27 protein-coding genes and 1 tRNA gene are annotated in these 26,333 nt (G+C 47.8%); 11 read left to right on the forward strand and 17 right to left on the reverse strand.

Translation table 11 applies throughout. The features are described from left to right. Nucleotides 1–21: 21 nt before the first annotated feature. Genes MHM95_RS09130 through MHM95_RS09145 form a run of 4 tightly spaced genes read right to left on the reverse strand, consistent with a single transcriptional unit; the run spans nt 22 to nt 3,474 of the window. The gene (locus tag MHM95_RS09130) at nt 22–1,578 is read right to left on the reverse strand and encodes a serine hydrolase (protein WP_239385086.1); all 1,557 of its coding nucleotides are present in this window, start codon (nt 1,576–1,578) and stop codon (nt 22–24) included. Then, nucleotides 1,575–2,075, reverse strand: a complete 501-nt coding sequence (locus tag MHM95_RS09135) for a gamma-glutamylcyclotransferase family protein (RefSeq protein ID WP_022945892.1) — start codon at nt 2,073–2,075, stop codon at nt 1,575–1,577. Before MHM95_RS09135 ends, MHM95_RS09130 begins: the two co-directional genes overlap by 4 nt. Continuing rightward, nucleotides 2,072–2,698: a LysE family transporter gene (locus tag MHM95_RS09140; protein WP_022945893.1), complete on the reverse strand. Its 627-nt coding sequence runs from the start codon at nt 2,696–2,698 to the stop codon at nt 2,072–2,074. Before MHM95_RS09140 ends, MHM95_RS09135 begins: the two co-directional genes overlap by 4 nt. After that, nucleotides 2,695–3,474, reverse strand: a complete 780-nt coding sequence (locus tag MHM95_RS09145) for a hypothetical protein (protein WP_053910058.1) — start codon at nt 3,472–3,474, stop codon at nt 2,695–2,697. Before MHM95_RS09145 ends, MHM95_RS09140 begins: the two co-directional genes overlap by 4 nt. Before the next feature lie 120 nt (nt 3,475–3,594). Between MHM95_RS09145 and MHM95_RS09150 the strand changes: the two genes are divergently transcribed. Both MHM95_RS09150 and MHM95_RS09155 read left to right on the forward strand, forming a co-directional pair. Continuing rightward, nucleotides 3,595–4,182, forward strand: coding sequence for an outer membrane beta-barrel protein (locus tag MHM95_RS09150; RefSeq protein ID WP_022945895.1), 588 nt, complete (start codon nt 3,595–3,597; stop codon nt 4,180–4,182). Nucleotides 4,183–4,193: 11 nt separating this feature from the next. Further along, nucleotides 4,194–4,523 carry a 5-carboxymethyl-2-hydroxymuconate Delta-isomerase gene (locus tag MHM95_RS09155; RefSeq protein WP_022945896.1) on the forward strand — a complete coding sequence of 110 codons (330 nt, stop codon included), beginning with the start codon at nt 4,194–4,196 and terminating at the stop codon, nt 4,521–4,523. A 53-nt stretch (nt 4,524–4,576) separates the two neighbouring features. Here MHM95_RS09155 and MHM95_RS09160 read toward each other — a convergent pair whose 3' ends face one another. Continuing rightward, complete coding sequence (locus tag MHM95_RS09160) at nt 4,577–6,619, reverse strand: winged helix-turn-helix domain-containing protein (protein ID WP_343224301.1); 2,043 nt, start codon at nt 6,617–6,619, stop codon at nt 4,577–4,579. A 340-nt stretch (nt 6,620–6,959) separates the two neighbouring features. On the opposite strand from MHM95_RS09160, the gene MHM95_RS09165 reads away from it, so the two are divergent. Then, nucleotides 6,960–9,998 carry a TonB-dependent receptor gene (locus MHM95_RS09165; RefSeq protein ID WP_239385088.1) on the forward strand — a complete coding sequence of 1,013 codons (3,039 nt, stop codon included), beginning with the start codon at nt 6,960–6,962 and terminating at the stop codon, nt 9,996–9,998. A gap of 55 nt (nt 9,999–10,053) precedes the next feature. On the opposite strand, the gene MHM95_RS09170 is transcribed toward MHM95_RS09165, so the two are convergent. Both MHM95_RS09170 and MHM95_RS09175 read right to left on the reverse strand, forming a co-directional pair. Next, nucleotides 10,054–10,896, reverse strand: coding sequence for an amidohydrolase family protein (locus MHM95_RS09170; protein WP_239385089.1), 843 nt, complete (start codon nt 10,894–10,896; stop codon nt 10,054–10,056). Continuing rightward, nucleotides 10,897–11,625 (reverse strand): SDR family NAD(P)-dependent oxidoreductase, encoded by a 729-nt coding sequence (locus MHM95_RS09175; protein WP_045980555.1) that lies wholly within the window; start codon nt 11,623–11,625, stop codon nt 10,897–10,899. Nucleotides 11,626–11,699: 74 nt separating this feature from the next. Here MHM95_RS09175 and MHM95_RS09180 point away from each other — a divergent pair, with 74 nt between their 5' ends. Beyond that, the gene (locus MHM95_RS09180) at nt 11,700–12,089 is read left to right on the forward strand and encodes an acyl-CoA thioesterase (protein WP_022945901.1); all 390 of its coding nucleotides are present in this window, start codon (nt 11,700–11,702) and stop codon (nt 12,087–12,089) included. Here MHM95_RS09180 and MHM95_RS09185 read toward each other — a convergent pair. Beyond that, nucleotides 12,086–12,490, reverse strand: coding sequence for an META domain-containing protein (locus tag MHM95_RS09185; protein ID WP_022945902.1), 405 nt, complete (start codon nt 12,488–12,490; stop codon nt 12,086–12,088). The two genes, MHM95_RS09180 and MHM95_RS09185, sit on opposite strands and share 4 nt — an antisense overlap. Before the next feature lie 197 nt (nt 12,491–12,687). Between MHM95_RS09185 and MHM95_RS09190 the strand changes: the two genes are divergently transcribed. Continuing rightward, entirely contained in the window at nt 12,688–14,262 is a 1,575-nt protein-coding gene (locus MHM95_RS09190; RefSeq protein WP_239385090.1) for a S41 family peptidase, read from the forward strand. Between the two features lie 5 nt (nt 14,263–14,267). Further along, nucleotides 14,268–14,636 (forward strand): hypothetical protein, encoded by a 369-nt coding sequence (locus MHM95_RS09195; protein ID WP_022945904.1) that lies wholly within the window; start codon nt 14,268–14,270, stop codon nt 14,634–14,636. Nucleotides 14,637–14,685: 49 nt separating this feature from the next. Here the strand turns inward: MHM95_RS09195 and MHM95_RS09200 are convergent, their stop codons facing one another. From MHM95_RS09200 to MHM95_RS09215, 4 genes are all read right to left on the reverse strand, one after another. Then, a complete protein-coding gene (locus tag MHM95_RS09200; protein ID WP_022945905.1) occupies nt 14,686–15,861 on the reverse strand; it encodes a mandelate racemase/muconate lactonizing enzyme family protein in 1,176 nt (391 codons plus the stop codon). A gap of 12 nt (nt 15,862–15,873) precedes the next feature. Then, the gene (locus tag MHM95_RS09205) at nt 15,874–16,641 is read right to left on the reverse strand and encodes a class II aldolase/adducin family protein (protein WP_239385232.1); all 768 of its coding nucleotides are present in this window, start codon (nt 16,639–16,641) and stop codon (nt 15,874–15,876) included. Nucleotides 16,642–16,761: 120 nt separating this feature from the next. Beyond that, entirely contained in the window at nt 16,762–17,085 is a 324-nt protein-coding gene (locus MHM95_RS09210; protein ID WP_045980550.1) for a cytochrome c, read from the reverse strand. Between the two features lie 131 nt (nt 17,086–17,216). After that, nucleotides 17,217–17,759, reverse strand: a complete 543-nt coding sequence (locus MHM95_RS09215) for a DUF2058 domain-containing protein (protein WP_022945908.1) — start codon at nt 17,757–17,759, stop codon at nt 17,217–17,219. Between the two features lie 169 nt (nt 17,760–17,928). Between MHM95_RS09215 and MHM95_RS09220 the strand changes: the two genes are divergently transcribed. Continuing rightward, nucleotides 17,929–19,071: an MFS transporter gene (locus MHM95_RS09220; protein ID WP_239385091.1), complete on the forward strand. Its 1,143-nt coding sequence runs from the start codon at nt 17,929–17,931 to the stop codon at nt 19,069–19,071. Here the strand turns inward: MHM95_RS09220 and MHM95_RS09225 are convergent. Continuing rightward, a complete protein-coding gene (locus tag MHM95_RS09225) occupies nt 19,017–19,550 on the reverse strand; it encodes a prolyl-tRNA synthetase associated domain-containing protein (RefSeq protein WP_239385092.1) in 534 nt (177 codons plus the stop codon). The genes MHM95_RS09220 and MHM95_RS09225 overlap by 55 nt on opposite strands. Then, nucleotides 19,550–19,942 carry a hypothetical protein gene (locus tag MHM95_RS09230; protein ID WP_239385093.1) on the reverse strand — a complete coding sequence of 131 codons (393 nt, stop codon included), beginning with the start codon at nt 19,940–19,942 and terminating at the stop codon, nt 19,550–19,552. Before MHM95_RS09230 ends, MHM95_RS09225 begins: the two co-directional genes overlap by 1 nt. Before the next feature lie 212 nt (nt 19,943–20,154). Here MHM95_RS09230 and MHM95_RS09235 point away from each other — a divergent pair. Then, a tRNA-Ala gene (locus MHM95_RS09235) sits at nt 20,155–20,230 on the forward strand. A 468-nt stretch (nt 20,231–20,698) separates the two neighbouring features. On the opposite strand, the gene MHM95_RS09240 is transcribed toward MHM95_RS09235, so the two are convergent. The 3 genes from MHM95_RS09240 to MHM95_RS09250 all read right to left on the reverse strand — a co-directional run bounded on the left by MHM95_RS09240 (nt 20,699) and on the right by MHM95_RS09250 (nt 23,201). Beyond that, on the reverse strand, nt 20,699–21,295 hold the full coding sequence (locus MHM95_RS09240) for a response regulator transcription factor (protein ID WP_239385094.1): 597 nt from the start codon (nt 21,293–21,295) through the stop codon (nt 20,699–20,701). Nucleotides 21,296–21,305: 10 nt separating this feature from the next. Then, the gene (locus MHM95_RS09245; protein WP_239385095.1) at nt 21,306–22,385 is read right to left on the reverse strand and encodes a sensor histidine kinase; all 1,080 of its coding nucleotides are present in this window, start codon (nt 22,383–22,385) and stop codon (nt 21,306–21,308) included. A gap of 117 nt (nt 22,386–22,502) precedes the next feature. Continuing rightward, nucleotides 22,503–23,201: a tetratricopeptide repeat protein gene (locus MHM95_RS09250; protein ID WP_045980353.1), complete on the reverse strand. Its 699-nt coding sequence runs from the start codon at nt 23,199–23,201 to the stop codon at nt 22,503–22,505. Nucleotides 23,202–23,354: 153 nt separating this feature from the next. Between MHM95_RS09250 and MHM95_RS09255 the strand changes: the two genes are divergently transcribed. The 3 genes from MHM95_RS09255 (at nt 23,355) to MHM95_RS09265 (ending at nt 26,307) form a co-directional block, all read left to right on the forward strand. Continuing rightward, nucleotides 23,355–24,218 (forward strand): DMT family transporter, encoded by an 864-nt coding sequence (locus tag MHM95_RS09255; protein WP_022946043.1) that lies wholly within the window; start codon nt 23,355–23,357, stop codon nt 24,216–24,218. Nucleotides 24,219–24,285: 67 nt separating this feature from the next. Next, nucleotides 24,286–24,984 (forward strand): glycerophosphodiester phosphodiesterase family protein, encoded by a 699-nt coding sequence (locus tag MHM95_RS09260; RefSeq protein WP_239385096.1) that lies wholly within the window; start codon nt 24,286–24,288, stop codon nt 24,982–24,984. Between the two features lie 102 nt (nt 24,985–25,086). After that, the gene (locus MHM95_RS09265) at nt 25,087–26,307 is read left to right on the forward strand and encodes a methyl-accepting chemotaxis protein (protein ID WP_172972691.1); all 1,221 of its coding nucleotides are present in this window, start codon (nt 25,087–25,089) and stop codon (nt 26,305–26,307) included. Nucleotides 26,308–26,333: the final 26 nt, after the last annotated feature.

The following is a 26,333-nucleotide window of genomic DNA, read 5'->3' on the forward strand; positions in this document are numbered from 1 at the left end:
AGGTGCCTTGTTATCACGGTTTTACTGCTCTGTGGCTCGTAAATCTAAATTACGGAAGTCGAAGCTAAAGTCTGTCACCTGCGGTGCCACCGCACGCATAGAGGCTGACTTTAACGTATTATCGCTGCCCATGGTAAATTCGATAAAAGCATCGGCTTCAAGCAATGGCTCGTCCCACTTAACGATAAAGGTGTTGCCACTGTGATGCTTGAGCTGCCCTTTTAAGCTTTTAGTATGGGTAAAATCGATACGCAACGTGCCGCTTACTTCTTCGATAATCACATCGCCGTACCAAGCATCGTGCAAAGTGCCGGTATAATAATGATTAGGCAATGCCTGTTGGTAATCTTCCACCATGGCTGGTTTAGCTGAAGCATAAGCTTTTTCCTTGCGGCTAAAGTGCTGTTCAGCGTAAATTTCGACCCAGTCTTTATCTTCTAGCTCCAGCGCTTGCTCAAAAATTTCCTCGGTCACCGCTGATAAAGCCGAAAACGCCTGCTGGTTTGATAACACCACAACACCGAGCTTTTCTTCAGGGATCAAAGAAACCTGAGAGACCATGCCAAGAATGCCGCCACCATGGCCAACACGCTTGTAACCGTGATAGTCAACAATCGACCACCCTAAACCATAGCCACTGAATTGACGGCGCGAGTCGGCAAAAGCTTTTTTCGACACGGCGCGGTTAATATGCGGTAACCACATCTCACGTTGCTGCTTTTCACTGAAAAGTTGCTCGCCATTAGCCATTGTGCCGCCATTGAGCTGAGTATTTAACCACGAGCTCATCTCTTCAACATTGGAAGCTATGGCGCCAGCACCACGGAAGTCTTCAAGGTAGTTGACAAAAAACGGATGCAGCTTGCCATCTAAAGGAATGTGCCCGGTAGCATAGTTAGTATTGTCTGGTGCAATACGCGAGAAACCGGCGCGTGAGCGGGTCATCTCAAGCGGTGTGAGAATCTTCTGTTCAATATAATCCTGCCAACTCATACCACTGACTCGCGCCACCACTTCACCGGCGGTAACGAACATTAAGTTGTTGTAGGCATATTGACTACGAAAGCTCGACTTTGGTTTTAAATGCTTTAGCCCGGCGAGAATATCCGCCACCGATTTATTGGTGTCTGGCCAAATCATTAAGTCACCCTGCCCAAGCCCCAATCCGCTACGGTGACTCAACAGGTCGCGAATAGTCATATGCGCCGATGCATACGGATCGTGCAAACGAAACTCCGGCAGATGTGTCTGCACCTTATCATCCCAGTCCAACTTGCCTTCATCTACCAGCATTGCGAGCGCCGCACTGGTAAAAGCTTTGGTATTGGAGGCAATGCCAAACAAGGTCTCGCTAGTCACTGGCTCTTGGCTTTGAATATGGCGCACACCAAAACCCTGGGCATACACCATTTCGCCATCTTCGACGACAGCCACAGCCATACCCGGCACATCAAATCGGGCCATAGAGTGCTCAATAGCGGCGGTTATTTTATCTTTATCAAGCGCTGCCGAGGCCGAATTAGGTAGGTGCAGAGCGGCGAATAGCGCACTCGAAGCTAACAATGTTTTCAGTTTCATTTTTGTTCCTTGTTATACATCTGTGTTTCCCGTAAATGCCGTTCGCGATTTAAATCCTCTACGCTGGCCCTGGTTTTAATAGCGTTCACATAATGCTCCGGTAGCTGAGCTTCACGGGCGCCGTAATACACATGCTGAACATACCAATCAAACGGCAGCGCAACTTTATCTAAGGTATTGGCAATGTAGCAAAACACCTGCACGTGTTCATTGCTGTCGATAAGAGTGACCGTGCGAGTTTCAATGTCATAACGCGGCCCTTCGATATCGTGCAAAATACCTTGTTCGTGATCACTTAATTGCCACACAACCCCATACACGGATTCATCGTCACTGGGATGAATCGTACATTTTCCAGAACCATCCAGACTGAGCATATCAAAATCAAGACGGTGGCCTTTGAGTTCTGCTACGCCAATGCGCTCAGCCCCTGGCAGGCGAGCGCGAATACGGTGAAGTGACATATTTGAGCCAAAGGCAAAATAAAACTGTGTCATAAAAGCACCACTTGTGTCGCTAATAGTAGAAGTACTACGCCGATGGCACGGTCAAACCAAAACCCCTTAGCAAGGAAGAATGTGCGCACTCGTGCTCGTGTCAGCATAATGGATAAAAAAGAAAACCACGCCCAAGTCGCCAGTGCCATATAGAGCCCGTAGCCAAGTTGCACCCATTTGGGCGTGTCGATTGAGATCACTAGGGTAAATAACGATAAAAAAAACAGCGTTGCCTTGGGGTTTAACGCATTGGTTAAAAAACCACGGCGAAAGGCCACTATAAATGACTCTGTAGGCTGCGTGGTAGTAGGGTGAACTTGCTCAACTTGCCCCGGTTTCGCGTGACGTAAAGCCTGAATACCCATGTATGCCAAATAGGCGGCTGCCATGTATTTAAGTAAATTAAATAAATCAGGTGCCTGCGAGATAAGTAATGCCACACCTACGAGGCAGTAAATAATGTGTACGAGAATACCCGCGCCCACCCCAGCGCTGGTAATAAGTGCATTATCGCGACCAAAACGCACACTTTGACGCAGTACTACGGCAAAGTCAGGACCGGGACTGGCAACGGCAAAGAAGTGGGCACTGGCAATCGCTAAAAATTCCGGCCAATAACTCATACTTGCTCCTTGCTCAGCAAGGATAGCAACATCGGGTTCGGACTATGATTGGCCAGTGTGCTGATAATCTTATGCGCTTTTTTATAATAACTGCGCAAGTGTCCTTTCAAGTGTGCAGTGCCTTGCTTTTCCCCTTTGATAAAACAAAATAACGCCAGTAAAAACACATGTTGCTGCTCAGAAAGCTCACTGGCGCGATTAGCGTAGGGGTTGTAACACTTGCCACAGCCGCCACGGAACTGATAGACGGTGTTGCTAAGCATCACGCCAAAGCCAAAGAAACTGGCCACCACCTCTGTAGCGGCACCTATCATGGCTTCGCCACCTGGTGGCAATACCCCACGCTGATAAATCATAATGCGTGCAAATGCTTGTGCATAACTGGCGATTAAGTCTTGAGGTTGATTAATTTGCTGCGGGTTATAAGACACAAAGATCGCATGACTGTGCTCAACACAGTGCGCTTGCTCGCCTCGTAAAGTACCACTGAAACGCATCAGCGGAAATTGCTGCTCTGGCATCTGCCCTGGACCGAGTAATTGAATAGGCCAATTTTGCAAGCCACTGTGCGCTTTGACTTGGGCAAACACTTGCGCCGCCATTTGCTCTGTACTGCTACTTTGACCCTGGAAAAATTCATTACTGGGCTGCACCAAGCGACTGTGATTGCGAAAGTAATCCGCATCAAAGTGTTCGAAGGCCCATAAAAAGGCATCAAGCAGCCATTGCTGTTCGCTCTCGGTCAGTAACGGCGAGGGTTTCAACCAACTTAACATGTAATTTTTTATTGCAACTTATGTCGTTAACTGCAAGCATATCAACTTGGGTAAAAAATGATAGCCATCAGCGATATGGCTCAGCTATCGATGTCACACTAACGCTCAAGGAGAGCCCTTATGATCACACGCTCGTTGTTGTTAGCCACGACCCTATTTAGCAGCGTTGCTGCCGCCGATGTAGCCGTGACCCTTTATGGCGGTCAATCATTTAGTCAAAGTTTAGAAACCAAAGAAGGCGCCGATATCGACCTTGAAGATGCCAATCACTTTGCTTTTAGTATCGATAGGACCATTACCGATGCCCGCTATGGCTTTTATTACTCAGCCAACAAGAGCGATATTCAAGGGAATAATGAGCGCCAAGTAAATATTCAACACTATATGTTTCAAAGTGCCGTAGAGTATCCCCTAGCGAGCTCGACAACGGGTTACTTTGGGGCCCAAATTGGCGCCGCGAATGTCGACCCCGAATGGTTAAGCAGCGATACCTACTTTGCTACCGGGTTATTCACTGGCGCTGGCTATCATGTCACCGACAACGCTCAGCTTATGTTCGAGGTGCGCTGGTTAGCGACCATTATTAATAATGACAGCGACTTTAATTGCACCATTAGCAATGATCCAAATGATCAATGCCTCTGGCATTTTGATGGAGATGTGCTAAACCAATTCAATACCAGCTTGGCATTTAGTATGCGATTTTAACGAGTTCAGCCATGCCACACATTGTTGTAGAACACTCAGAAGATTTGCCTGTACTCCCCCAGGTACTGGTAGAAAAAGTACACCAAGCCACCTTTTCCAGTGGCCTTTTTGAATTAGATGCGATTAAGACGCGGGCCATCGCCTATCGCCATTATCAACTTGGCGAAAACAAAGAAGGCTTCATTCACATCTGTGCTTACATTATGGCGGGACGCTCGCCCATGCAGAAACAGCAACTCAGCAATCACTTATTAGAGTGTCTGCGCACTTATTGTCGCGAATCAGATTGTCTCAGCGTCGATGTGCGTGATCTTGAGCCAGATATATACTGTAAAGGGTAATACGGACCAAGACAGGTGAAGCGAGTGTTCGATTCTCGCCTCACCTTTGGCCGTTAGCGATATACCATAATGTCTATTTGCGGGTCTTTATAGGCACTGTACAGCAGCCAGTTCTTGTGCGGCACAAAGCTCATTCCCAAATTACGAGAGAAGCCGCGCTCTTGCACCCTGATCACATCGGTCACCTTATTCGTGGCCATATCATAGCGACTAATACGATAATCGGCGCGATTAACTTTAAAGAAGTACACCTTTTCATTGTGATAATGCCATCCGTAGGCGCCCGACAAGAGCACCTCCTCGGTCAGCGGTGCCGAAGTGCCATCGCTTAAGTTAAGTAAGTACAATCGCTTACCTTGAGGTTTGGCGTATATCAAGGTCTGCTCATCCATCGCCATTGCATAAGCGCCGCCATCTTGAGTCAGCGCCTGCACGCTCAGGGTGTTCAAATCAATACTATAAAGTTGCTTCTGGTCAGAAACATAAAGGTGATGGTTGTCTAGAGACCACGTAGGACGCCCAAAATAATTAAGCGACACCTCTAGCTGCTGAGCGCGGCCACTGTGCATATCATAGATATACAAATGATTACTGTGTTCACTGAAGGCATTAAAAGCAATATAGCGGCCATCATGAGACCAGCTCGGGTCCTCTGCGGTCATCTGCAAATGCGTGAGTTGGCGGCGATTGCTGCCGTCGACATCGGCACTCCATAGCTCATCAAAGCCTGACTCATTGGAGACAAACACTATTTTTTTGGCTTGTTCGCTGTATGCGGGGTAGCGCACACTGTGCTCACCTAGCAGCAAGGGGAAAGGAGTTGAGGCCACATCAGCGTTTAGACTTAATCTCACTATCGATTTAGGAATGCGCCAACGGTGGTAATACAAGGCACCATCTGGCCCATAATGCGGATAGCTAAAGCCAGGCAAATCGAGGGCTTGTAACTGCCCACTGGGCAAATGCAAGTGATAACCTTGACGACGCCCTTGTTCAATAACAGAAAATGTAAGCCGAGATAATAAAGGATGCCATGCCACACCACGCACATCGAGAAAGCCTGATGTAAGTTGCTGTTGCTCGCCGCTGGTGGCATTGATCAAGACTAACTCTTCATGGCCTGAGTCATAGTTGCGGCTAACCACCACCTGCGAGGCATCCGGCGATAAAGCTAATGCTTCATCACGAAACTGGCAAGGCTCATGGATGCAGCTCAAAGGCCGTTTGCTACCGGTGCGCAAATCACGCAAATAAGCAATGTTAGTAGTACCATCGGCACTCAAGCCGATATACGCTAATGTGTGACCATCTTTCGAGATAGCAACATCAGCACTGCCTTTACTTAAACACTGATCCAGTATCTGCACCTTGTTATTAAGCAAAGAATGTTGCACCACTTGGCAGCCGATATCTTTACCCTTACGGTAGTAAAATAATGAATGCATATCAGCGCTAAATACCCCACGACTTTCACGATACGGGCTTTGCGTAATTGCCTGTACACTTTGTTCCGGTGCTAATAAGCTTTGTTTGTAAAGGTTGGTGGGTTGGCCAAGGCGGCGCCACGAGTACAACAGCCATTGACCATCGGGTGATACACTGGGGAAGAGTTCACGCCCTAACTCATCGGTGATTTTAGTGCTACTCGGCTGCGCTATTTTGGCTGCCGGTTGCGGCCACCAGAGAAAAATGATCGCAGACAGAGCCATAACCCCCAAGAAAATCAAAGCGAACGAGCGTTTAAGCGGTTTTGTCTGTGCTTGCTTAGGCTCTTGTGCCTGCGGCGAAATACATAAGCGATAACCCGTTTTGCGCAATGTTTCAATGTATTCATGCTGCGCATCGCATTGTTTAAAAGCACTACGCAGGTGCCAGATAGCATTAGTGAGTGCTTTTTTGCCTACATAGGCGTTGCCTTGCCAAATATGCGCAATTAACTCGTCGCGACTGACAGGCTCAGGATAGCGCTCAGCTAGATAGCATAATAATTCCATGAATTTGGGCTGCAATGCATGACTATTCTGCCCACATGTAATAATGCAACGGCTTACATCTATATGACACGCACCTATTAAAAATTCCTTGCCAAACTGCACTAATTCTATACAACCCAAAAAGCCAACATATCCACTTTTGCAGTCTACAGTGATTCACTTTAGTTAACCAAGCCGTTTGCGATAAAGGGTCGAGGAATAAAATTAAACATATGATTTTTAAGGAATAGATATTTAATAGATATAAAAAAGGTTGATAAAAGAGGCTCCCTTGTTTGCTAGTTGTCAGCAATCAAATTACAACGGTTACATGTAATTAACCACTGTAATATTACACATAATTAAAGACCCATCGCTGCCGCGCAGGCAAACTGATTTCCCCCCAGTTATTGGTTTAAAACGCTGCGGCAGCACCTCGAATATAATAATAAAGGGAACAATCGTGTCTTACTCCAAAACCCCACTCAAAAAGTGTCTAGTCGCGGCAGCAATTAGCGCCTGTTTTAGCAGCTATGCAGTGGCTAACGAGCAACAAATAGCGCGACAAAATAACGCCGCGCCCGCCACCGTTGAACAGCCAGAAGAAGTTGAGAAAATCATCGTCACTGGGTCACGACTACGTCGTACCAATTTTGACACGCCTTCACCCATTGTCAGCGTCGGTAAAGACGAACTAAACGACACTGGGCTTGGCTCATTATCTGAGATATTAGTCGATCAAATACCCGCGATCAGTGAATCATTCAGTAACACCAACAGCCAATCTAGTGTACAAAATACCGGGTTATCCACCATAAACCTACGAGACTTAGGCACTGACCGCACCTTAACCCTGATCGATGGCCGTCGCGTTGTCTCCAACAGCTACAGCGGCAACTATATCAGCCTTGGCACCATCCCCTCCGGTATGGTGCAACGTGTTGAAGTCATTTCCGGTGGTGCTTCAGCCGTCTACGGCTCTGATGCCATTGCCGGGGTGGTTAACATCATCACCCAAACAGATAAAGTCGGCAGCGAAATTAAAGTGCGCGGCGGCACCACCCCCGAAGGCGGGGGTGACGAGTTTACCCTAGATGCCGAGCATGGCTTTACCTTTGCTGATGGCCAAGGCTACGGCTTTTTTAGCGCCACATGGGATCGTCAATTTGGCATTAATTGGGAGGACCGTGACCGAGCAGCTATTGAGGCCAGTTATGATTACCTCGCCAGTAAAATGTGTAATGCCATGAACACCATCGATGGTGACCAATGTATGCGTGATATCACCCAAGCCGATTGGCGAGAGCGCAGCGATGGTACCTATGGCGGGGTATTCGAAGAAGGGTTAGATGCCGCTGACGGAGGCTACTATTACACCGCAGATGGCTTACAAAGTGGCTGGAATGAAGAGCGCGATGGTATCAACTTTGAGATGTTCGATAAGATTAAGGTCCCCAATGATCGCTTCGCTGCCGCCTTTAAATTTGATTACGATTTGAATGACAGTGTTCGCGGCTATGCGCAAGTGCAATACAGCAAAACCGGTTCCCGCAATGTGAAATCGCCAGAGGACGAATACGAAGGCGCAGATGCTCTTATTCTCGACCCATTAACGGGCGCTGCAGGTGAAATTAGCCCAGGGTATATTGAGCTTGATAACCCCTTCTTGCCCGATGAAATTCGCGATAATGCGAAAGGCCGTATCAACTGGGACCGCCGCTTTGCCGAAGTCGGCCCGGTGACCACAGATAACAGCCGAGAAACGATTCGTAGCTGGGCAGGCTTAAAAGGCACGGCCTTTAATGATGAGTGGGACTGGGATGTCTCAATAGGCTATGGCACCTTTGAGCAAAAACAAAAGCGCCTTAATGAGCTAAATACCGTGCGTGTACGCCAAGCCCTCGCCTCTGAGCGTCTGGCTGATGGCACGGTGCAATGTAAAGATGCCGATGCACGAGCCGAGGGCTGTGTACCGCTGAATATTTTCGGTATTGGTTCGATTACACCAGAGATGGCAGATTGGATCCGGGCCACTCCCGTGATCACCACAGATATTACTCAGCTTAACGTGCAAGGCTATATGACGGGCGATCTATTCGAGATGCCCGCTGGCCCAGTGGCGACTGCTTTTGGCTTTGAGTACCGCCGCGATACCCAAGATGTGATCACCAATAAGGAACAGCGATATGGCGGCGTAACCTTTAACGTAGTGCCGACCTTCTCAGGTGATATGGATATTTATGAAGCCTTTGCTGAGGCCTCCATCCCCTTGCTAAAAGACACAACCTTGGCGAAATCTCTGGATTTAGAAACCTCGCTACGCATTGCCAACTATAGCCCAGAAGGCATAGATACCATGGCGAGTTACCGCGCAGGGTTTAGCTGGGTGCCAGCCTCAGGTTATATGGTTCGTGCCAACTACTCTCGAGCACAACGAGCTCCGAACATTACTGAGCTAATGTCGCCACCACGCGGTGACTTTGATAGCTTCAGCGATATCTGTGATGGCGTAACAGCAACTTCTACAGAGCTTGGTCATGATGCCTGTCGCCAAGAAGCGGGAATAGCCCAAGCGATTGCAAACGAAGGCGTGTTTGAAGATGAAAACAGCGGCTACTCACCTAACACCGGTAACGAACTACTCAAAGAAGAAACCGCCGACACCTACACGTTAGGGTTAACCATTCAGCCCGATTTCGCTCCTAATTTAGGCATGTCGTTCGATTATTATGATATCCAAATCAGTGACTCCATCGAACAAATTGGCAATGAAGATATTCTCCAAGAGTGTTATGCCTCAGCCTCGGTGCCCTTTGGTGAAAATAATAGTTTCTGTGGTGACATTACCCGTGACAGTGATGGTCAAATCACACAAATTTTGCAGCGTGTATTTAACCTTAGCGAAACCCGTACTCGGGGCTATGACATTGCCATCAACTACCGTTACGACTTGCCCGAGTACGGTAGTCTGCGCTTAAAGCTCGATTGGAACCACGTCACCGAGTACAGCATTACCTATGAAGGTAACGACGGCACCGTGGTCAATCGCTACGATGGTGGGCTAGATTCTGGCATTTTCACCGACAAAGCTCGCGCTTCACTCACTTGGTCTTATGAAGACTTACGAGTACGTTGGACCACCAAGTATAAAAGCGACATCGTTGATAGCCATGACCGCGTTGAAGACATGCGCGAACTCTTTGCCGAGAATGCCGCAAGTTGTGCCGCCGGCGATGATAGCTGTGTCGAAAACCCAGAGCAGCCAAAATATTTATATTACCCCTCTTATATCACCCATGATATCTCGCTTTCTTATAACCTCGCATTGCAAGGGGATCAGGACGTGCGCCTATTTGCTGGGGTAAATAATATTTTTGACGACCAAGGCCCGTTTATTCCTTACACAGGCGATAATGTCGAGCATGGCGTCGGCAACTTTGATAGTGAATATGGCGGTGGTGTCGGCCGGTTTGTCTATCTTGGAGCCCAATACAGCTTCTAAACGAGTAGGCTCATCCCCTACCTTGTTGACTAAAGCCTCTCAATGAGAGGCTTTTTTATGGCTGGCGATAAAGCTGCCAAGCATTATCATGCATAAGTTTGTGCTTTTGCGGCAACACCATATCGGCGTACCCCTGCCACACCTGATGGTAACTTTGCTGCATTAAACACAGGGGAAAGTTACTGGCGAGCATCACTCGCTCAGCGCCCAGCGCGTTAATACAACACCTAATAACCTGCTGCTGCCACTGCACTGACTTATGTGGATACAACATTTCCCAGCCACTGCATTTGATCAAGATGTTGTCACAGCTGCGCAATAACGCTAGGTTGTCTTGCCATAATGACCACCCATCCACACTCACCAAGCCACAATGATTAATGACTATGTTGATAGTCGGCACAGCAATGGCCAACTCAATAAGACGTTTACACAATTGGCTATCAGCAAGTGTAAATTGCGCCTCAAAAATAAGCCCTTGCTCAGCTAACAGCGCGGCGTTGTCGATGCAATGGGGGTTAAGTAATCGCGCTCCATCTGCGCCTTCGGTGATATCACGAATACCACGCAATAGGGGGTGTTGTAACTTAGCTAATGCCTCAGCAAAATCAGCAGGGGCCAGGTCAATCCCGGCATGACTAATGGCGGCCCCAGTAAATCCCGTGGCAGCCAACCACTGTAGCTCTCGAGCGGGTTCAGCATTGTCAAAACCGGCTTCAATATGCACCGCGCCGCTGTGTTGCAACGGCTCCTTGAGGTGCAAATCCTGTTGCTTAAAATTGCGCGTAATAGCCTGTTTTTGCGGCCAAAATGGCGGTCCTTTGCGCCTTAACCAGTGATAGTCACCCCGGCTAAGGTCAAACAAGTGCACATGAGGGTCAAACAGGCGCTGCGACATTTACTGGGCCGTGTAACCACCGTCGATCACCTGCAGTGATCCGGTGATAAACCCAGCTTCATCGCTGGCTAAAAATGCCACTAGGCTCGCCACTTCATGGGCTTGCCCGAGTCGCCCCAACGGCTGCATCGCTGACTCCTGCGCCACCACTTCTTCTTTGTTAGCGCCACTGCGCTGGCAGTAGTTGTCGATGGCATTGTGGAACAACGGCGTTTCTATGGTACCTGGACACACCGCATTGGCCCGAATGCCAAACTCGGCGTAATCCAGTGCTGTGGTTTTCGCCATCGAAGCCAATGCAGATTTCGATAGGCTGTAGGCGAAGGAGTTGCGCTTACCCACCAGTGCTTGGTCAGAAGAAATATAAACAATCGCCCCTTTATTAGCGCTGCGCATACTGGGCAGCACGGCTTGGGTCGCCGCATAAGCACCTTTTATGTTGAGCGCGATGACTTCATCCAGCAGCGCTTCATCGGTCTGCTCTATGGTGGCGCTGCGATGAATTCCCGCATTGCATACCAACACATCAACCCCTTGCTCACGCTCGCATATCTCTGCAATGATCGCTTTTACACTAGGCACATCGCGCATATCACAATGGCGATACTCGCCTTGCTCCGACGTGACAATATCCAAGTTATAGACACGATACCCTTGCGCTAATAACTTTTCGACAATGGCCAGACCAATTCCTTTACTACCACCGGTTACAATAGCGATTTCACTCATATTCATTTACGCCTTGATGTACTGTAATCCCCATACTAGCATCAGCGCCAAATAAAAATATAGGAATTGAGATTATGACCTTTCGTATTGATATGAAAGTACGCGATTACGAATGTGATATTCAAGGAATTGTTAACAACAGTGTTTATTTCAACTACTTAGAGCATGCTCGTCACGAGTTTTTACTCGCTCAAGGGGTTGATTTTGCTGCGCTTGCGAGAGATAAAATTAACTTGGTGGTGCTGCGTAGCGAGCTGGATTACAAGGCATCGCTTATGCCGGGGGATCATTTCTACGTTACCGTAGAGGTTGTGCGCGAAAGCCGCTTAAAATTTGCGTTTGTGCAAAATGTTTATCGCAGTGCTGATGACAAAGTGGCCCTACAGGCCAAAGTAATAGGGACGGCGGTGAATGCCAAAGGTCGCCCTTTTGTTGCCAAAGAACTGGAAACGCTAATCGCTTAAGGTGTGGTGCGCTTGAAGGTGAGCACATGCTCGCCGCTCAGCGTCATTTGACGCTCGCCAAGGCGCACAATCGGCGCTGACTTCAACGTCGCCAATAGTGCTTGCTCTGTGCCTGTCAATGCGGCGTTACATTGTTTATAGGTCATTCCCAGATTAGTGACTTCTAAGCGTTGCTCGCGAATATTGCTGGCGGCAAAGAAGTCATTGCAACCGGAAAAGCCATTTAGCTGCAAAGCATCAATAAAGCTGAGTGAGGCTTGATGATGGCGCACATCTTGACCGTCAACGGACATAAGCTGCCAGTCATGGTACTTCGCTGCATCCGCTAGCTGCTCGTCAGTTGATGCACAACCGCTCAACGCTAAAACCATAGCCATCGCAAAGACTTGTTTTGCTCTCACCTATTACACCTTACGCTTATTCTTAGCCACATCCGTAGTGGGTATTAACTATCGCGCTAATGCTAATGCAAAGCAACGTATAATGCACTGCTTTAACTAAAAGAAAGCGATATAAATCATAAGAGTTAACTTTCTTTTTACAGTCTTACACGCTTTGATATAAAGTTACTTACAGGCTAACACTAAGGCGAAACTCCATGATCATTAAACATTCTTTTCGAACGGCTTTATGTGCCGCTATCATAGCTACCTTAAATGGCTGTGGGGGTGGCAGTGACGATACTACATCCCCAGGCCCTAGCCCCGATACAGGTTGGGTAGCCGGTGTTTTTGCTGACTCCGAACAATTTAAAGGCCAATGCGCTGCGCTAGACCAAAAGTACTGGCTGCGCTCATGGAGTAATGAAACTTACCTTTGGTACGATGAAATTGAAGACCGCGATCCCGCGTCCATCACCGATGTCATTGACTACTTCAATGTACTGAAAACGAATGACGTCACCGCGTCCGGTGCGCCCAAAGATAACTTTCACTTTAGCCTGCCCACCGATGAATGGGAGCAACAACAGCAAAGTGGCAGTGTGTTAGGCTATGGTTTTAACTTTCGCGTTGTCAAGGCGACTCCTCCGCGCGAGGTCGTGGTGACCTACAGCGAGCCGAATACTGATGCGAGCACCCAAGGCATTGAGCGAGGTTGGCAAATCGCCGCTGTAAATGGCGTGGATGTTGTCAATAGCGACAATGTCGACGCCATTAACGCCGCCTTATTCCCCACGCAAACAGGAGTTGAAACACAGTTTACCTTCACCCTACGCGGCTCCAACCAGCAACAGCGTATTACCTTAGATTCGGCGCAATTCATCCAAGACCCAGTAATGAAGGTGGGCACACTCAGTACCGGCACTGGCAATGTTGGTTATATGCAGTTTAATGATCACAATGCACCTGCCGAGCGTCAGCTGGTTGATGCGGTTAATCAACTCGCCAGCGCCAATATTTCTGACTTGGTGGTTGATATGCGCTACAACGGTGGTGGCTTTCTCGCCATGGCGGCTCAACTTGGGTATATGATTGCAGGTAGCAATAACACCAATGGGGTGATATTCGAGCAAACTATTTTTAATGATAAAAACCCAGACACAAACCCGGTAACTGGCGATCCCTTAACCCCCTTTCCTTTTATTGACGAATACATTGGCTTCGATCCCGACTCCGGGATCAGTGCGGGCACAGCCTTGCCAAGTCTTAATTTGGACCGTGTATTTGTGCTCACCACCGGCAATACATGCTCCGCCAGCGAAGCGTTAATTAACGGCTTACGGGGTATCCCCGATAGCCGTAACTTTGAGGTGGTGCTCATTGGCGATGGCACCTGTGGCAAGCCTTATGGCTTTTACCCTACCGATAATTGCGACACCACCTTTTTCACCATTCAATTTACTGGCGTCAATGACAAAGGGTTTGGTGAATATGCCGATGGCTTTGCGCCGCAGAATATTACTAATACCGAGCGCGCGCCAGTGCTTGTACAAGGCTGCGCTGTAGCCGATGACTTTAATCATTTACTCGGCGATCGTAATGAGGCCTTACTCAGTGCAGCTCTTAGCTACCGCGCAACCGGTAACTGCCCTGCAGCAAGCACTTTAGCTGGCTTAAAAGGTTATGCTGTTAGCAATGCTGCGGCTAATTCAGGAGCAGCCGCCATCGGCGACAACCGCACGCACAGCAAGTTGCAAAACAACCGGATAATGACGCCAGTGATAAAGGACTAACGGCTATGACTCTTAAAAAAATCACAACCCTGTTGGCGTCAATGCTGTTTATCACCTGTACCGGTTGCAATAGCACCAGCGACTCTCAGCTCAAGCAAACCCTACTGGTCAATGCCGCAGACGAGCAAGTCGCTGAGATTATCAGTCGCATCCTTGACGCTGATAAGGTGCGCCTCAGTGGCGGCGTGTTCACTCAGCAAAGCTCATTGGTACTAAGCCATCCCAATGTGGTCGATAGCCAAGGCAACCCTATCATGGGCAAACAAATCACCATGCCCGATCGCTTTATGCTTATGCGCGATGAAGACCAGTGTTATATCCATCACCTTAATAGCGACACCCTAGTCGCGGCGCCACAGCTGCAATGCCAGTAAAAACAAAAAAGGCCAGCGCATAGGCTGGCCTTTTTTGTATCCAGTGAAGCTACTTCACTTCAACTCTTGATGAGCGCATCACGACCTCATCATTAAGCTCAATGCCAATGCCTGGCGCTTCACTGACCTTAAACTTGCCATTCACTGGCTGCGGGTCTTGAATACACAGCTCACGGTTCCACTTTTTAATGGCATAGGTGTGGTGCTCGTGAATTAAAAAGTTCGGAATCGCACTTTCTAGATGCAAGGACGCCGCCGTAGCCACTGGCCCGCCACACACATGCGCTTGAATACGCACATCGAAGATATCGGCATAGTCACAGACTTTTTTAGTCTCGGTAAAGCCACCGCACAAACCAATATCCGGTTGCAGTACGTCAATACTTTGATCTTCAAGATAAGGGCGTACACCCCAGCGGTTATATAAACGCTCACCACCGGCGATGGGCACGGCGACTTTGTCTGCCACCTTTGCATGCAAAGAATGGTTGAGGTAATTCACCGGCTCTTCGTAGTACATACAATCGAATTCTTCAGCGATTTCACCAATCTGAATTGCCGATGTTGCTCCGGGCAGGCTATGACATTCAAAAATAATATCCACCTCGTCCCCCACCGCTTCGCGAATAGCTTGCATCCGCGCGCGGTACAGTTTCATCTCGCCACGGTCGATGATCTTAGTGCGATCGTAGTAAGTGTTCCCTTGTTTATCGTATTGAATTGGGTCTACTTTCACAGCATCGTAGCCTTGCGCCACCGCCTTAAGTGCGGCTTCAGCATACTCTTGCGGCTGCACTAAGGCCTTAAATTCGCTGTCCCAGTCAAACTGTAACTGCGACGCATAAGTACGCAGTTCATCATTCACCTTGCCGCCCAATAATTGGTATACAGGTAAGCCCAAAGCTTTACCCTTGATATCCCAAAGCGCGGTATCTATCGCACTCATGGCGGCGTAGACCACCGGCCCACCACCGAGCCCCCAAAAACTCTCACGCAGCATCCGCGACCATAACAGTTCCGTTTGGAATGGGTCATGACCGATTAAAAATGCATCCGCCATTTCTTTAATCATCGCTGCTGCAGCGCTGTGCCCCAAGTCATAAGCCAAGCCTGCTTCACCTACACCACTGATCCCCTCATCGGTGTGAATACGCACAAATACGGGTGTCCAAGCTGGGCGCTCTGGGCAGTGAATATCAAATATTTCTACACGATTTACTTTCATGGCTTATCCTTGTTATTCAGCAAAGCTAGGGTCAAGACGATATGCTTTACGAAGCATAGCTGGCCACGCTTTTTGCCCGCCGGTGCTGCCGCTGTGGACCACATTCGCTTGATTATAAATATTATCGATAATAGCCTGAGGCACAGGCGTAGGTGGCTGATTCATACTTTGAATGGCTACTTGAATTTCACACGCCCGCTGCAAGTCATAGAAACGCATAAAGGCATCGCCCACCGTTGGCCCGACGGTTAACCCGCCATGATTCACTAACAACATATGGTTAGTAGTGCCTAAGTCTTGTTGTAAGCGCTGCTTTTCCTCGTCATTCACTGCCAACCCCTCGTATTCGTGGTACGACAATGATGGCAATGAGAACATAGAGTGCTGGCTGTAAGGCTGCAGGCCACCCTTAACACTGGCTACAGCGATGGTTTCTTTGGTATGCAAGTGGATTACACAGTGGGCATCATCGCGTACTTCGTGAATGGCGCTATGAATAGTGAAACCCGCTGGGTTTATTTGATGGGGCGTGTCGTCAAGAATATCGCCTTGCAGATTCACCTTCACTAAATTAGAGGCAGTCACCTCATCGAAGCTCAAGCCAAATGCATTCACCAAGTACTCATCAGTGCCGGGAATACGCGCCGACATATGGGTGTAAATTAAATCGCCCCAACGCATATGCTCAACCAAGCGATAACACGCCGCCAAATCAACGCGTAAACGCCACTCCAGATCACTGACCTTATCGCGTACGCTTAACGGGGGTAATGTCGGGATCACACTCATGAGTTACTCCACTTAAAATAGATGTATAGAAGTCTAAACACTTCTAGGGTGTCATTCAATAAAAAAAGCCACCGCAGGCAAACCTACGATGGCTTTTTTAAAATAATGACCTTATTTTACGTTGGCAAGGTATTCGGCAATGGCTTCAAACTCCGCATCACTGATGTTCATTACCATGGCTTTCATCGCTGCCGACATGCCATTGTTGCGCTTGCCAGACTTAATATCTTTCATTTGCGCTACCATATACTCTTTGTTCTGCCCTGCTAGTTTAGGATACAAAGGCATGATCGGTGCTTTACCATCAGCGCCGTGGCAAGTGTGGCAGTTTTTCTCGGTGTAGAGCGCTTTGCCATCGGCAGCATGAACATTCATAGTTAATGCCGATAATGCTAAGGCACCAGTTCCCACAAGGACTTTTGTTAGTTTTTTCATAGTAGTTACTCTTATGTTGACGGTAGATAAAATGTTAACAATGAGTGTAGACCCATGTTCTTAAACCTAGCAACTAAGAATTAACCTACACTGAGTGCCACCGACTACTGTGCTCGTGCCGTCGCCTTTGACTACCAGATTAGATCATCAGGTACTTCGTAGTCTGCGTACGGATCGTCCTCGTCTTTTTGGTCGTCCTCATTTTCCACATGGAAAACAATATATTTTTCATCGACCTCGGCTATTTTACGGGCTGGCTCATCTTGCAGCACATAAAACTGGCCTTCTAATACGCAAATGGCTAAGCGCCCTTTTGCCAGCGCCTGCTGGGTTTGTGCATTAACATCAATTTCTTTAATTTTATTGTCGTAGGTGAAGTTGAAAGTAAGCTCACCGCGAATCTCATCTTGATTGTGATGTTCAAGAATTTGTTTTACCCGTGCAACCTGCTCTCGCTCTTTAAGCTCCTGTTGGCGCTGCTCATTTAGCTGATTAGCTTTTTCTTGCTGCGCTTGTTTGGTTTGCTCAATGTGCTTTTGCAAATCACTTTGGTCGCTAGTGGCGCCTTTTTTCTTCTTTTTCTTTTGTGCTTTACGCTTTTCCGACTTGGCCAGTTTAGCTTTGTGCTCGTTGGTTAGCCCGGCTTTAAGAAGCTGATCTTGTAATGACCCCATAACTATCACTTGTAAAATACGAACTGAATAAGGTTATTTTACTCATCATTTTCGGAAATGACAGTAACAGAAGTGATTGCGAGAAACTTTGACTAAGCGCAAGCCAAGGTTTGCCCCTGAACTTATGATACACTGATGCTGCAGCTACTCATTTTATGTACTTGGGTTTATGTCTTATTGGTTGTTACTGACCTGCTCGGTCTTTACTTTTTTTATTCTTTACGCCGTACAACCCCTTTTGGCGCTGTTCGCACAGCATTATCAAGTATCCCCGGCCACTGCTGGCTCGCTCATGACCCTGACCATGGCCCCTTTGGCCATTGCTCCTTTACTTTATGGGGTCATTCTCAATCGCCGCAACTTATACCGGGTGCTCCAAGTAGTGATGGTCACGCTCGCCTTAACCAACGCCTTGATACCACTCACCGAGCAATTTTGGCAGTTGCAAGCGCTGCGATTAATTCAAGGTTTGGCACTGCCCGCCGCACTCACCGCGATGACGGCCAGTATTGCGATACGCTACCAAGGCGCTGAAGTGAGCAAAAAAATGAGCGGTTATATTGGCAGTACCATCGCTGGTGGCTTTTTAGGTCGCGCCTTAGCAGCTGGATTCGCTGAGTATCTCAGCTGGCAAAGCTTTTTTTGGCTTAATTCACTGTTATTGTTGGCACTCGCTGCATGCATTCGCGCCCATCGGGCGCCCATACGCCAAGCCCATACACCACTGCGGGGTAACCTTAGCGCACTGTTAAATACGCGCATACTTACGCTTTACGCCAGTGTTTTTTGTATGTTTTTCTGTTTTGCAGCGCTGTTGAATTATTTGCCCTTTATTTTGCGCAGTACCTACGCCATGACCAATACCAAAAATATTGGTTTAGTTTATAGCGGTTACCTATTAGGAGCGTTAACGACCTTTGTTACTCCCTATTTGCAAAAACGCTGTGCGAATATTTTCAGTTTATTGGCCACGGTATTTTTAGGCTACAGCGCCACCATTGCGCTGATGTTTTGGCATAGTTTGCCGGCTTTCCTCGTTGCCTTTACCTGTTTTTGTGCATCGATGTTTATTATTCATGCCACCGCGGCTCCGCTAGTAAACCGCCTCAGCAGCGCCAGCGCCAGCCTCACCAATGGAGTGTATGTGTCTTTTTACTACAGCGGCGGCGCACTGGGCTCGTTTGTTCCCGGGTTGTTGTATCAAGCCTACGGTGAGCGTGCTTTTTTAGGGTGTTTACTACTTGTGTGTCTATGTGGCTACTTACTCATCGCCGTGCCACAACGTTTGGGAACCGACAAAACCTGCACTTGATGCTGCCAATGCCTGAACAGACGCAGTAAGTCCTGCTTGGCCACCAGCCAAGTATAACGATTGTCAAAAGGATGGCAGTGATAAAGCGTACCAGGTGGAGTGTTCTGCCAAATGGCCTCATCTAGCCATAATTCGACCTGATTTTCAGGGTCATTCATCAATGCCAACATTGATACACACCCGGGGTGTACGCCTAAATAACGCTCTAACCGCTCATTCGATGCAAAGCCAAGACGCGATACTTGCTGCGCTGTAGAAAGCGCTTTGAGATCCACCTGCGCGTCATGGGCGGTGATCAGTAAAAAATGCCGGCGGCCATAGTTGTCTCGTAAAAATAGATTTTTTAGCCTCACTCCGGGGCGCTCTAAGGCAATGTTGTCGGCCGCTTGTGCCGTAGCTAAGGGCGGGTGAGAGAGCTTCTCACAAGTGATATCCAAAGCCGTAAAAAGCGCCTCCAGCGCTGCAATAGCACGACTCATTACAGGCACTCACCGCGCAACTGCACACTTAAATCGCGCCATAGCACTTGTGTTATTTCATAGTCACCGGGGCAATACTGGCGCTCATCGAGCTCTTTTTTTAGGGCTGCGGCACCTTGATCTTCAAGTTGCAGCTTCAGCACCCGCGATTCTTCGAAGTACTCTTTTTCAGCATAACGTTCAAACTCACGGCGAGTGATGGCTTCATCCGGGTCGAGCATTTCTCTGCGGCTGGCTTTGACAGTAATAACATAGGCAAATATTTTCTGCCCTTGCTCTGTGGTTTTGCCGTAAAACTGCTGTGACTGCACCTCATATTCGGGTTCATCATAAGATGATGAGCAGGCCGTTAAAGCGCAATAAAACAAGGCCACCGTGATTAATTTATACATGATAAAGACATTCTTATTATTAACTTTCCCTACTGTATCAAAGCCCCCGCGCTTTGGGGAGCGTATTGTCACGAAGCGACAGCCCGCACCTTAGTGCGTGCATCAGATAAAGATAATGTTTAGGTTTGCGTGATTTTTTTGATGCGGTACTTGACCTTGAAAGTAAAATTAATAAAATACCAAACGTCCTAACGGACAAGCCACTTTTTAGTGGGGCTATAGCTCAGCTGGGAGAGCGCCTGCCTTGCACGCAGGAGGTCAGCAGTTCGATCCTGCTTAGCTCCACCATTTCCTTTCTTTTTTATTATTTTTATAGTCTGGCATCCAAGCCTATCCCCCGGCTCGGTATCCTTACCTCGCGTTCAAAACTAAAAAAGCAGTGCTTTTTTCGAGCGTTTTTCACCCTGCTTAGCTCCACCATTTCCTTTCTTTTTTATTATTTTTATAGTCTGGCATCCAAGCCCATCCCCCGGCTCGGTATCCTTACCTCGCGTTCAAAACTAAAAAAGCAGTGCTTTTTTCGAGCGTTTTTCACCCTGCTTAGCTCCACCATTTCCTTCTTGTTTTATTATTTTCTTAGTCTGGCATCCAAGCCCATCCCCCGGCTCGGTGTCCTTACCTCGCGTTCAAAACTAAAAAAGCAGTGCTTTTTTGGAGCGTTTCTCACCCTGCTTAGCTCCACCATTTCCTTTCTTTTTATTACTTTTATAGTCTGGCATCCAAGCCCACTGGCCAGACAGCCGTAAGTGTTATTATTTACAACCATCCTTTTTGTCTGGCGATACGCGCTGCATCACTGCGATTGGAGGCATTTAACTTACTAATCGCTTCACTGAGATAATTGCGTACCGTGCCTTCGCTTAAATAGAGCTGCGCGGAGATATCACTGGTTTTTAGCCCTTCTTCGGTGAGCTTAAGTGCGGCACTTTCTTTACGACTTAGCGGGTTATTATCCTCCAGCGCTAACAATGCCAACTCTGGGTCGATAACTTTTTGCCCTTGATGGACTTTCTTTAATGCATCGATTAGATAATCACTGGACGCTTCTTTGAGAATAAATCCGCGTACACCCGCATCCAGTGCGCGGCGAATATAACCAGATTTAGAAAATGTTGTCATAATCACGATTTGTATACCTTCATGGGTGACTTGCTCGGCCAGCTCCAAGCCACTCATATTGGGCATTTCAATATCGCTGAGTAGTAAATCAGCCCGTACTTCAGTCAATAATGTGAGCGCTGATTGGCCGTCACTGGCTTCACCAACCACTTCAATAAAAGGGTCTAAATTTAGTAAAGCAACAATGGCATTACGCACTAGCGCCTGATCCTCTATAACAACAACGCGTATCATCGCCGCCCCCTTATTTTAAAAATGTGCATGTTAAACGCACGCCTTGCTCAGTGTTGATGTCGAGTTCACCACCTAACTGCTCACAGCGTGTTTGAATGCCCTTAAGTCCGTTGCCAAAAGAGACGTTCGTTTCTTTGCCATTATCGAACATACTCGCTTGCCAATAGCTATCAGTCTCTTTGAACTCAACCCCAAAGTGAGTCGCCTTGCTATGGCGTATAACATTGGTTGCCGCTTCTTTGCAGATAAAGCACAGTGCACTCTCAATCGTGCTCGGCAAGCGTGGCGCTGGCCCAACATGGCATTGAATGTTCTGGCTTTGCAAATTTTTAGTAATGGTTTCTAACACTCCACCCAGGCCCATTTGCTTCATCCCCGCCACCGCCTGGCGCACTTCGCTGAGTAAGTCTCGAGCCAACTGACTTACCTCGTTGATCTCGACGCTGGCTCGCTCACTTTCTTTGGCATCAAGCATTTTTTGCGCGAGCTCTGATTTTAAGGCAATACTTGATAGCGAATGCCCTAGTAAGTCATGGAGATCGCGAGCGATGCGCTCACGCTCAGCCACCGCGCCAATATGCTCAATTTGTTGCTCGCTACGTGCTTTAGCTCGTGCATGCTGACGCTCGCGGCGCTCAAAGACACCAAAAAAGAAAATACCAATACTGACTACCACCGCCGGAAGCAAGTAATAACCGAGCTGCGCCGGGGCAAAGACCACGCCACTTAGGGTCGCGCCCAGTAAAATAATCACTAACGCAGCTTTCCCTTGCCAGCCAATAAAGTGAAAACCACATAAAAACGCGATAAAACCAAATAATGCCTGGCTTCCAGGGGTGATAGCCGTTGCTGCAATACACAGCACCAGCATGGCAATCACACAGGCAACGAGCTTGCTCCCTTTAACCCGAAGAGCGAAGCCATACAGCCCGACAAAAACAATGTAAGCGACGATGGCTAACGCGATCTGTGCCGACGAAAAATAATCGCTCGCCATGATTAAAGGTAAAAAGTAAAAACTTGAGAAAATAAGTGGCATCCAGTTCCAAAAAGGCTTCTGGTTTTGTGCGATAGTGTAGGAGTAAAGCATATAACGGTTTTCCTGTGGCCTTTAACTCATAGAGCGACCATGACGCTGTATGAGCTAGTAAATAACAAGCGGCGGTGGTTATCAATACCACCGCGCTGATGGGCTTGTGCTCATAATCTACTGATTTTTAGCGATAAGCATTTTCGCCCAGCCATAATCAGGGTTCACTTGCAGCGCCTGCTGCCAGTCGGCTAAGGCTTGCTCGCCATGGCCAAGCTCCTTTTGTGTTAGCCCACGCCATGTGTAGGTTTCTGCCTCTCCCCACCCATAGCGAGTGTCCTGTTGCTGAGAGAACAATAACACTGCTTTATTAAAATCACGCAAGGCCTGTTGTTTTGAACCGCCAAACATGGACGGGGTGTTATAAGCACTAACACCTTTTATAAGGTGTACACGCGGACTATTAGGTGCAAGACGCTCTGCTTGGGATAATAACTTACCAGCTTTAGGCCCGTAGTACGCCCCTTTGAGAGGGTTAAAGGTGATTTTGAAGCCATACACTTGGGCCAGCAAAGCTTTGGCCTCGCCTAATTCGGTATCTGACAAAGGCTCAGCGAGAAGTTGTTCTAAGCTCTGCTGCGCCATCTCCAGGCTTTGCTGCGCCGCCTGCTGTTGTGCTTGCAAGTACTGACTCATACTCAAGCGGTAATAGGCCAAGCCTTGCTCGTAACCCTGAGCTGATTGACTATGTAAGCGTAGCTCTTGTATATCTAGAGTGGCTGCTGCTTGCTCAATGTGTTGCACATCGGTTGAGCTGGCAAAGGTCGAAGTGGTCACGGCGCTGATAAGTGCCAAAGCGATAATGGTTATTTTCATGATGTCTCTCCTGTTGTTTGGACATCTTTATCATTGCTTATTTACCATCCGCTGCGCAGTCACCTTTGTCATCAATAGCAGATGACATTTGTCAGCACCTGCTTTGTTATATAGCTCATGGTATGCTGGCAAAAAAACAGCCTTTGACGCGCTATGAGCTCTCACAAACAAAGCTTATTCTTTTTGCATACAGCGGTTCTACTGTTTGGTGGCACCGCCTTATTCGCCAAGTTAATTCACCTGCCAGCGTTAGATATCACCGTATATCGCACCGCAATCGCAGCCTTTGCCTTAGTTATCATGCTCGGTGCAATGCGCCAGCCCATCGCCCTAAGAAGCACCAAAGACTATCTAATAGCACTGGCACTCGGTGCCATCGTTGGCGTGCACTGGGTAACCTATTTTGCTGGAATGCAGCTTGCCGGGATCACCATCGGCATTATCGCGTTTTTTAGTTATCCGGTTCTAACCGTTATGATTGAACCGCTTTTTCATCGCGCTTTGCCCAAGCTTAAGGATATGATCAGTGCCATTGCCGTCAGTGTCGGAATTTACTTACTCATACCAGAAGCAACACTGGGAAATGATGTCACTTTGGGCATAGCGACCGGGGTGTTTTCTGCATTATGCTTTGCCCTTCGTAATATTTTGCAGCGCCAGTACTTCAACCACTATGGCGGCCCGCAAACCATGTTTTATCAAACCTTGGTCGCCAGTCTAATGCTATGTGCCTTTGTTGAGGTTCCCCCCATGGCCGTTACGCAGCGTGATATTGCTCTGCTGTTTTTGGTCGCCATTGTATTTACAGCCACTCCCCATGCATTGTTTGCCGCCTCGTTGCGCCAACTCAGTGCAACAACGGCTGGGCTTATCTCTTGCTTACAGCCCCTCTATGCCACCATTTTGGCCTTTATTTTATTGCAAGAGCGTCCAGACATCGCCACGCTGATAGGCGGTATGCTGGTTGTCAGTGCAGCATTTTTTGAGACTTGGTCAGTATCTCGACAATCGCGATAAATGCCCTTGATAAATTGATTGCCATCAACAAAGATAGCAATGACCCTGCTAGACGGACTGATAAGAAATGAAAGTATTTGCTCATCGCGGTGCCAGCGGTAACTACCCGGAAAATACGCAAATCGCCATAGAAAGTGCCCTTTCTGTGGGCGTCGATGGTATAGAAGTCGACCTACAAAGCTGTCTTGATGACTATGTCATCATTCATGATACCTGGCTTGATAGAACCACCTCAGGTCAAGGCAAGGTCAATAAAACCCCTTTAGCAGAAATTCAACGTTATGATGCCGGCCAAGGACAGCGCGTGCCGGGGCTGCAAGACATGATCGACTGGATAGGGAATAAGACCTTACTAAACCTAGAACTTAAACACACATTCTCACTCGATAAGTTCGTTGCTACCCTAGAGCACAATGTACAACAGGGTTTATTACAGCGAGAGCAGCTTATTGTCTCTTCTTTTGATCACCATCAACTCGTATGGTTGAAGCAACATCTACCTTGGGTGAAAATTGGGGCGCTGACTTCCTCTATCCCGCTCAACTACGCTGAGTTTGCTCAACGCTTGCATGCGTATAGCTTGCACTTAGACAAAAACTTCGTAAACCACGAGTTTGTCGCCGATGCGAAACAGCGCGGGCTCGAGGTCTATGCTTATACTGTAGATAAGAAAGAAGATATTCTTGATATGCGAGCACTGGGAGTTGATGGCATTTTCACCAATTACCCATGCAATACTAAGATGATTTTAGCGAATGATGCCTAGCTAGGCGCTTACTTCATCGCTAAACACTTGAAAATCTTTTGCTTTATACAATACTGAGCATGTATACATTGACGTCTACTCAGGCAAACGGAGCCCTCATCAATGAGTTGGTTTATGCGCATGTACAATTATATTGAAGAAACATTTTTTTATACGCTAACTCGTAAGATTGTTGGCAACCTTAGCTTTTTGTTTGCTTTACAGTTACTTACTTTAGTTTGGCTGTATCGCGAACTGAGCGCTCAAGAACAAGGTTTGGCGCTGTTTGCGGTGATCTCGCTATTAGTCGTCGGTGGTTTTATTTTTACGGTGTTCTATATGCGCCATTTAATCGTGCGCCCAGTGCAAGCGATGCGCGATACGTTAGAGCAAGTCAATCAACAAGATGCCAACTTAAATGCGCGATTACCCCAATTCACGTATGATGAATTTCGTGACTTATCAGAGCAATATAATAAGTTTGTACACCATCTAAGCGCCCTTTTAAATACCACCTATGAAGGTGCAGCCCAAGCTGCTGATAGCAATCAGCAGGTCAATTTATCCATGCAAAACACAGCTGAATTGGGAGCTCGACAATTACAATTTAGTAGTGAGATTGCAGCGAGCACCACGCAAGTCACGCATAGCCTAGAGCAAATCGTCGCCAATACGGATGCAGTGTTCAGTGACAACAGTGAGAACCTCACCTTTGTACGCACTTCATCTGAAGAGCTTAGCCAATTGGTATCGCAAATTCATAAGATCACGCAGCTATTAGGGCGATTTGCCGACACCGTTGCAGGCTTGAAAGAAAACTCAGAGAACATTCGCAGTATTTTGCAAATGGTCGAAGGGTTTGCCGATCAAACTAACCTGCTCGCCCTTAATGCAGCCATTGAAGCTGCTCGCGCCGGTGAAGCAGGCAGAGGCTTTGCTGTCGTTGCTGATGAGGTTCGCTCACTATCACTTAAAGTCAGTGATGCGACCCAGCAAATTAGCGACTTTATTAATAAAATGGGCACTCTGGTAAGCGATACTAACCAAGAGTCAGAGCAACTTATTGAGCACTCTTCAAGCGCTGAACAAGCAATCGGTAACACGGCTTCAGGCTTTAGTGAACTAGTGCAAGACTTTGAGAAAAACCAACAACAATTGCAGGATATTGTCGCAGCAGTGCATGAACTGGAGCAAACCCAGGCCAATACTCAGCAATCGGTGGAGCAAATTAAAACCTTAGGTGAAGACGCAAAAGCGCAAATAGACCAAGCCGCAGAGCAATGCGCACGCTCAGAGCACCTAACCCGCACCACTCAAAGCGAGCTAGAGCGCTTCGTAAAATAACCTTTAGAGCACAAAAAAGCCCAGCA

The organism is Pseudoalteromonas sp. CnMc7-15, assembly GCF_022347925.1.
Taxonomy (GTDB): Bacteria; Pseudomonadota; Gammaproteobacteria; order Enterobacterales; family Alteromonadaceae; genus Pseudoalteromonas; species Pseudoalteromonas ruthenica.

What these genes read in the sequence shown, in the direction of transcription:
- MHM95_RS09130 (WP_239385086.1), bottom strand. Translation starts at nt 1,578, where the DNA reads ATGAAACTGAAAACATTGTTAGCTTCGAGTGCGCTATTCGCCGCTCTG.
- MHM95_RS09135 (WP_022945892.1), bottom strand. Translation starts at nt 2,075, where the DNA reads ATGACACAGTTTTATTTTGCCTTTGGCTCAAATATGTCACTTCACCGT.
- MHM95_RS09140 (WP_022945893.1), bottom strand. Translation starts at nt 2,698, where the DNA reads ATGAGTTATTGGCCGGAATTTTTAGCGATTGCCAGTGCCCACTTCTTT.
- MHM95_RS09145 (WP_053910058.1), bottom strand. Translation starts at nt 3,474, where the DNA reads ATGTTAAGTTGGTTGAAACCCTCGCCGTTACTGACCGAGAGCGAACAG.
- MHM95_RS09150 (WP_022945895.1), top strand. Translation starts at nt 3,595, where the DNA reads ATGATCACACGCTCGTTGTTGTTAGCCACGACCCTATTTAGCAGCGTT.
- MHM95_RS09155 (WP_022945896.1), top strand. Translation starts at nt 4,194, where the DNA reads ATGCCACACATTGTTGTAGAACACTCAGAAGATTTGCCTGTACTCCCC.
- MHM95_RS09170 (WP_239385089.1), bottom strand. Translation starts at nt 10,896, where the DNA reads ATGTCGCAGCGCCTGTTTGACCCTCATGTGCACTTGTTTGACCTTAGC.
- MHM95_RS09175 (WP_045980555.1), bottom strand. Translation starts at nt 11,625, where the DNA reads ATGAGTGAAATCGCTATTGTAACCGGTGGTAGTAAAGGAATTGGTCTG.
- MHM95_RS09180 (WP_022945901.1), top strand. Translation starts at nt 11,700, where the DNA reads ATGACCTTTCGTATTGATATGAAAGTACGCGATTACGAATGTGATATT.
- MHM95_RS09190 (WP_239385090.1), top strand. Translation starts at nt 12,688, where the DNA reads ATGATCATTAAACATTCTTTTCGAACGGCTTTATGTGCCGCTATCATA.
- MHM95_RS09195 (WP_022945904.1), top strand. Translation starts at nt 14,268, where the DNA reads ATGACTCTTAAAAAAATCACAACCCTGTTGGCGTCAATGCTGTTTATC.
- MHM95_RS09200 (WP_022945905.1), bottom strand. Translation starts at nt 15,861, where the DNA reads ATGAAAGTAAATCGTGTAGAAATATTTGATATTCACTGCCCAGAGCGC.
- MHM95_RS09210 (WP_045980550.1), bottom strand. Translation starts at nt 17,085, where the DNA reads ATGAAAAAACTAACAAAAGTCCTTGTGGGAACTGGTGCCTTAGCATTA.
- MHM95_RS09215 (WP_022945908.1), bottom strand. Translation starts at nt 17,759, where the DNA reads ATGGGGTCATTACAAGATCAGCTTCTTAAAGCCGGGCTAACCAACGAG.
- MHM95_RS09220 (WP_239385091.1), top strand. Translation starts at nt 17,929, where the DNA reads ATGTCTTATTGGTTGTTACTGACCTGCTCGGTCTTTACTTTTTTTATT.
- MHM95_RS09225 (WP_239385092.1), bottom strand. Translation starts at nt 19,550, where the DNA reads ATGAGTCGTGCTATTGCAGCGCTGGAGGCGCTTTTTACGGCTTTGGAT.
- MHM95_RS09230 (WP_239385093.1), bottom strand. Translation starts at nt 19,942, where the DNA reads ATGTATAAATTAATCACGGTGGCCTTGTTTTATTGCGCTTTAACGGCC.
- MHM95_RS09240 (WP_239385094.1), bottom strand. Translation starts at nt 21,295, where the DNA reads ATGATACGCGTTGTTGTTATAGAGGATCAGGCGCTAGTGCGTAATGCC.
- MHM95_RS09245 (WP_239385095.1), bottom strand. Translation starts at nt 22,385, where the DNA reads ATGCTTTACTCCTACACTATCGCACAAAACCAGAAGCCTTTTTGGAAC.
- MHM95_RS09250 (WP_045980353.1), bottom strand. Translation starts at nt 23,201, where the DNA reads ATGAAAATAACCATTATCGCTTTGGCACTTATCAGCGCCGTGACCACT.
- MHM95_RS09255 (WP_022946043.1), top strand. Translation starts at nt 23,355, where the DNA reads ATGAGCTCTCACAAACAAAGCTTATTCTTTTTGCATACAGCGGTTCTA.
- MHM95_RS09260 (WP_239385096.1), top strand. Translation starts at nt 24,286, where the DNA reads ATGAAAGTATTTGCTCATCGCGGTGCCAGCGGTAACTACCCGGAAAAT.
- MHM95_RS09265 (WP_172972691.1), top strand. Translation starts at nt 25,087, where the DNA reads ATGAGTTGGTTTATGCGCATGTACAATTATATTGAAGAAACATTTTTT.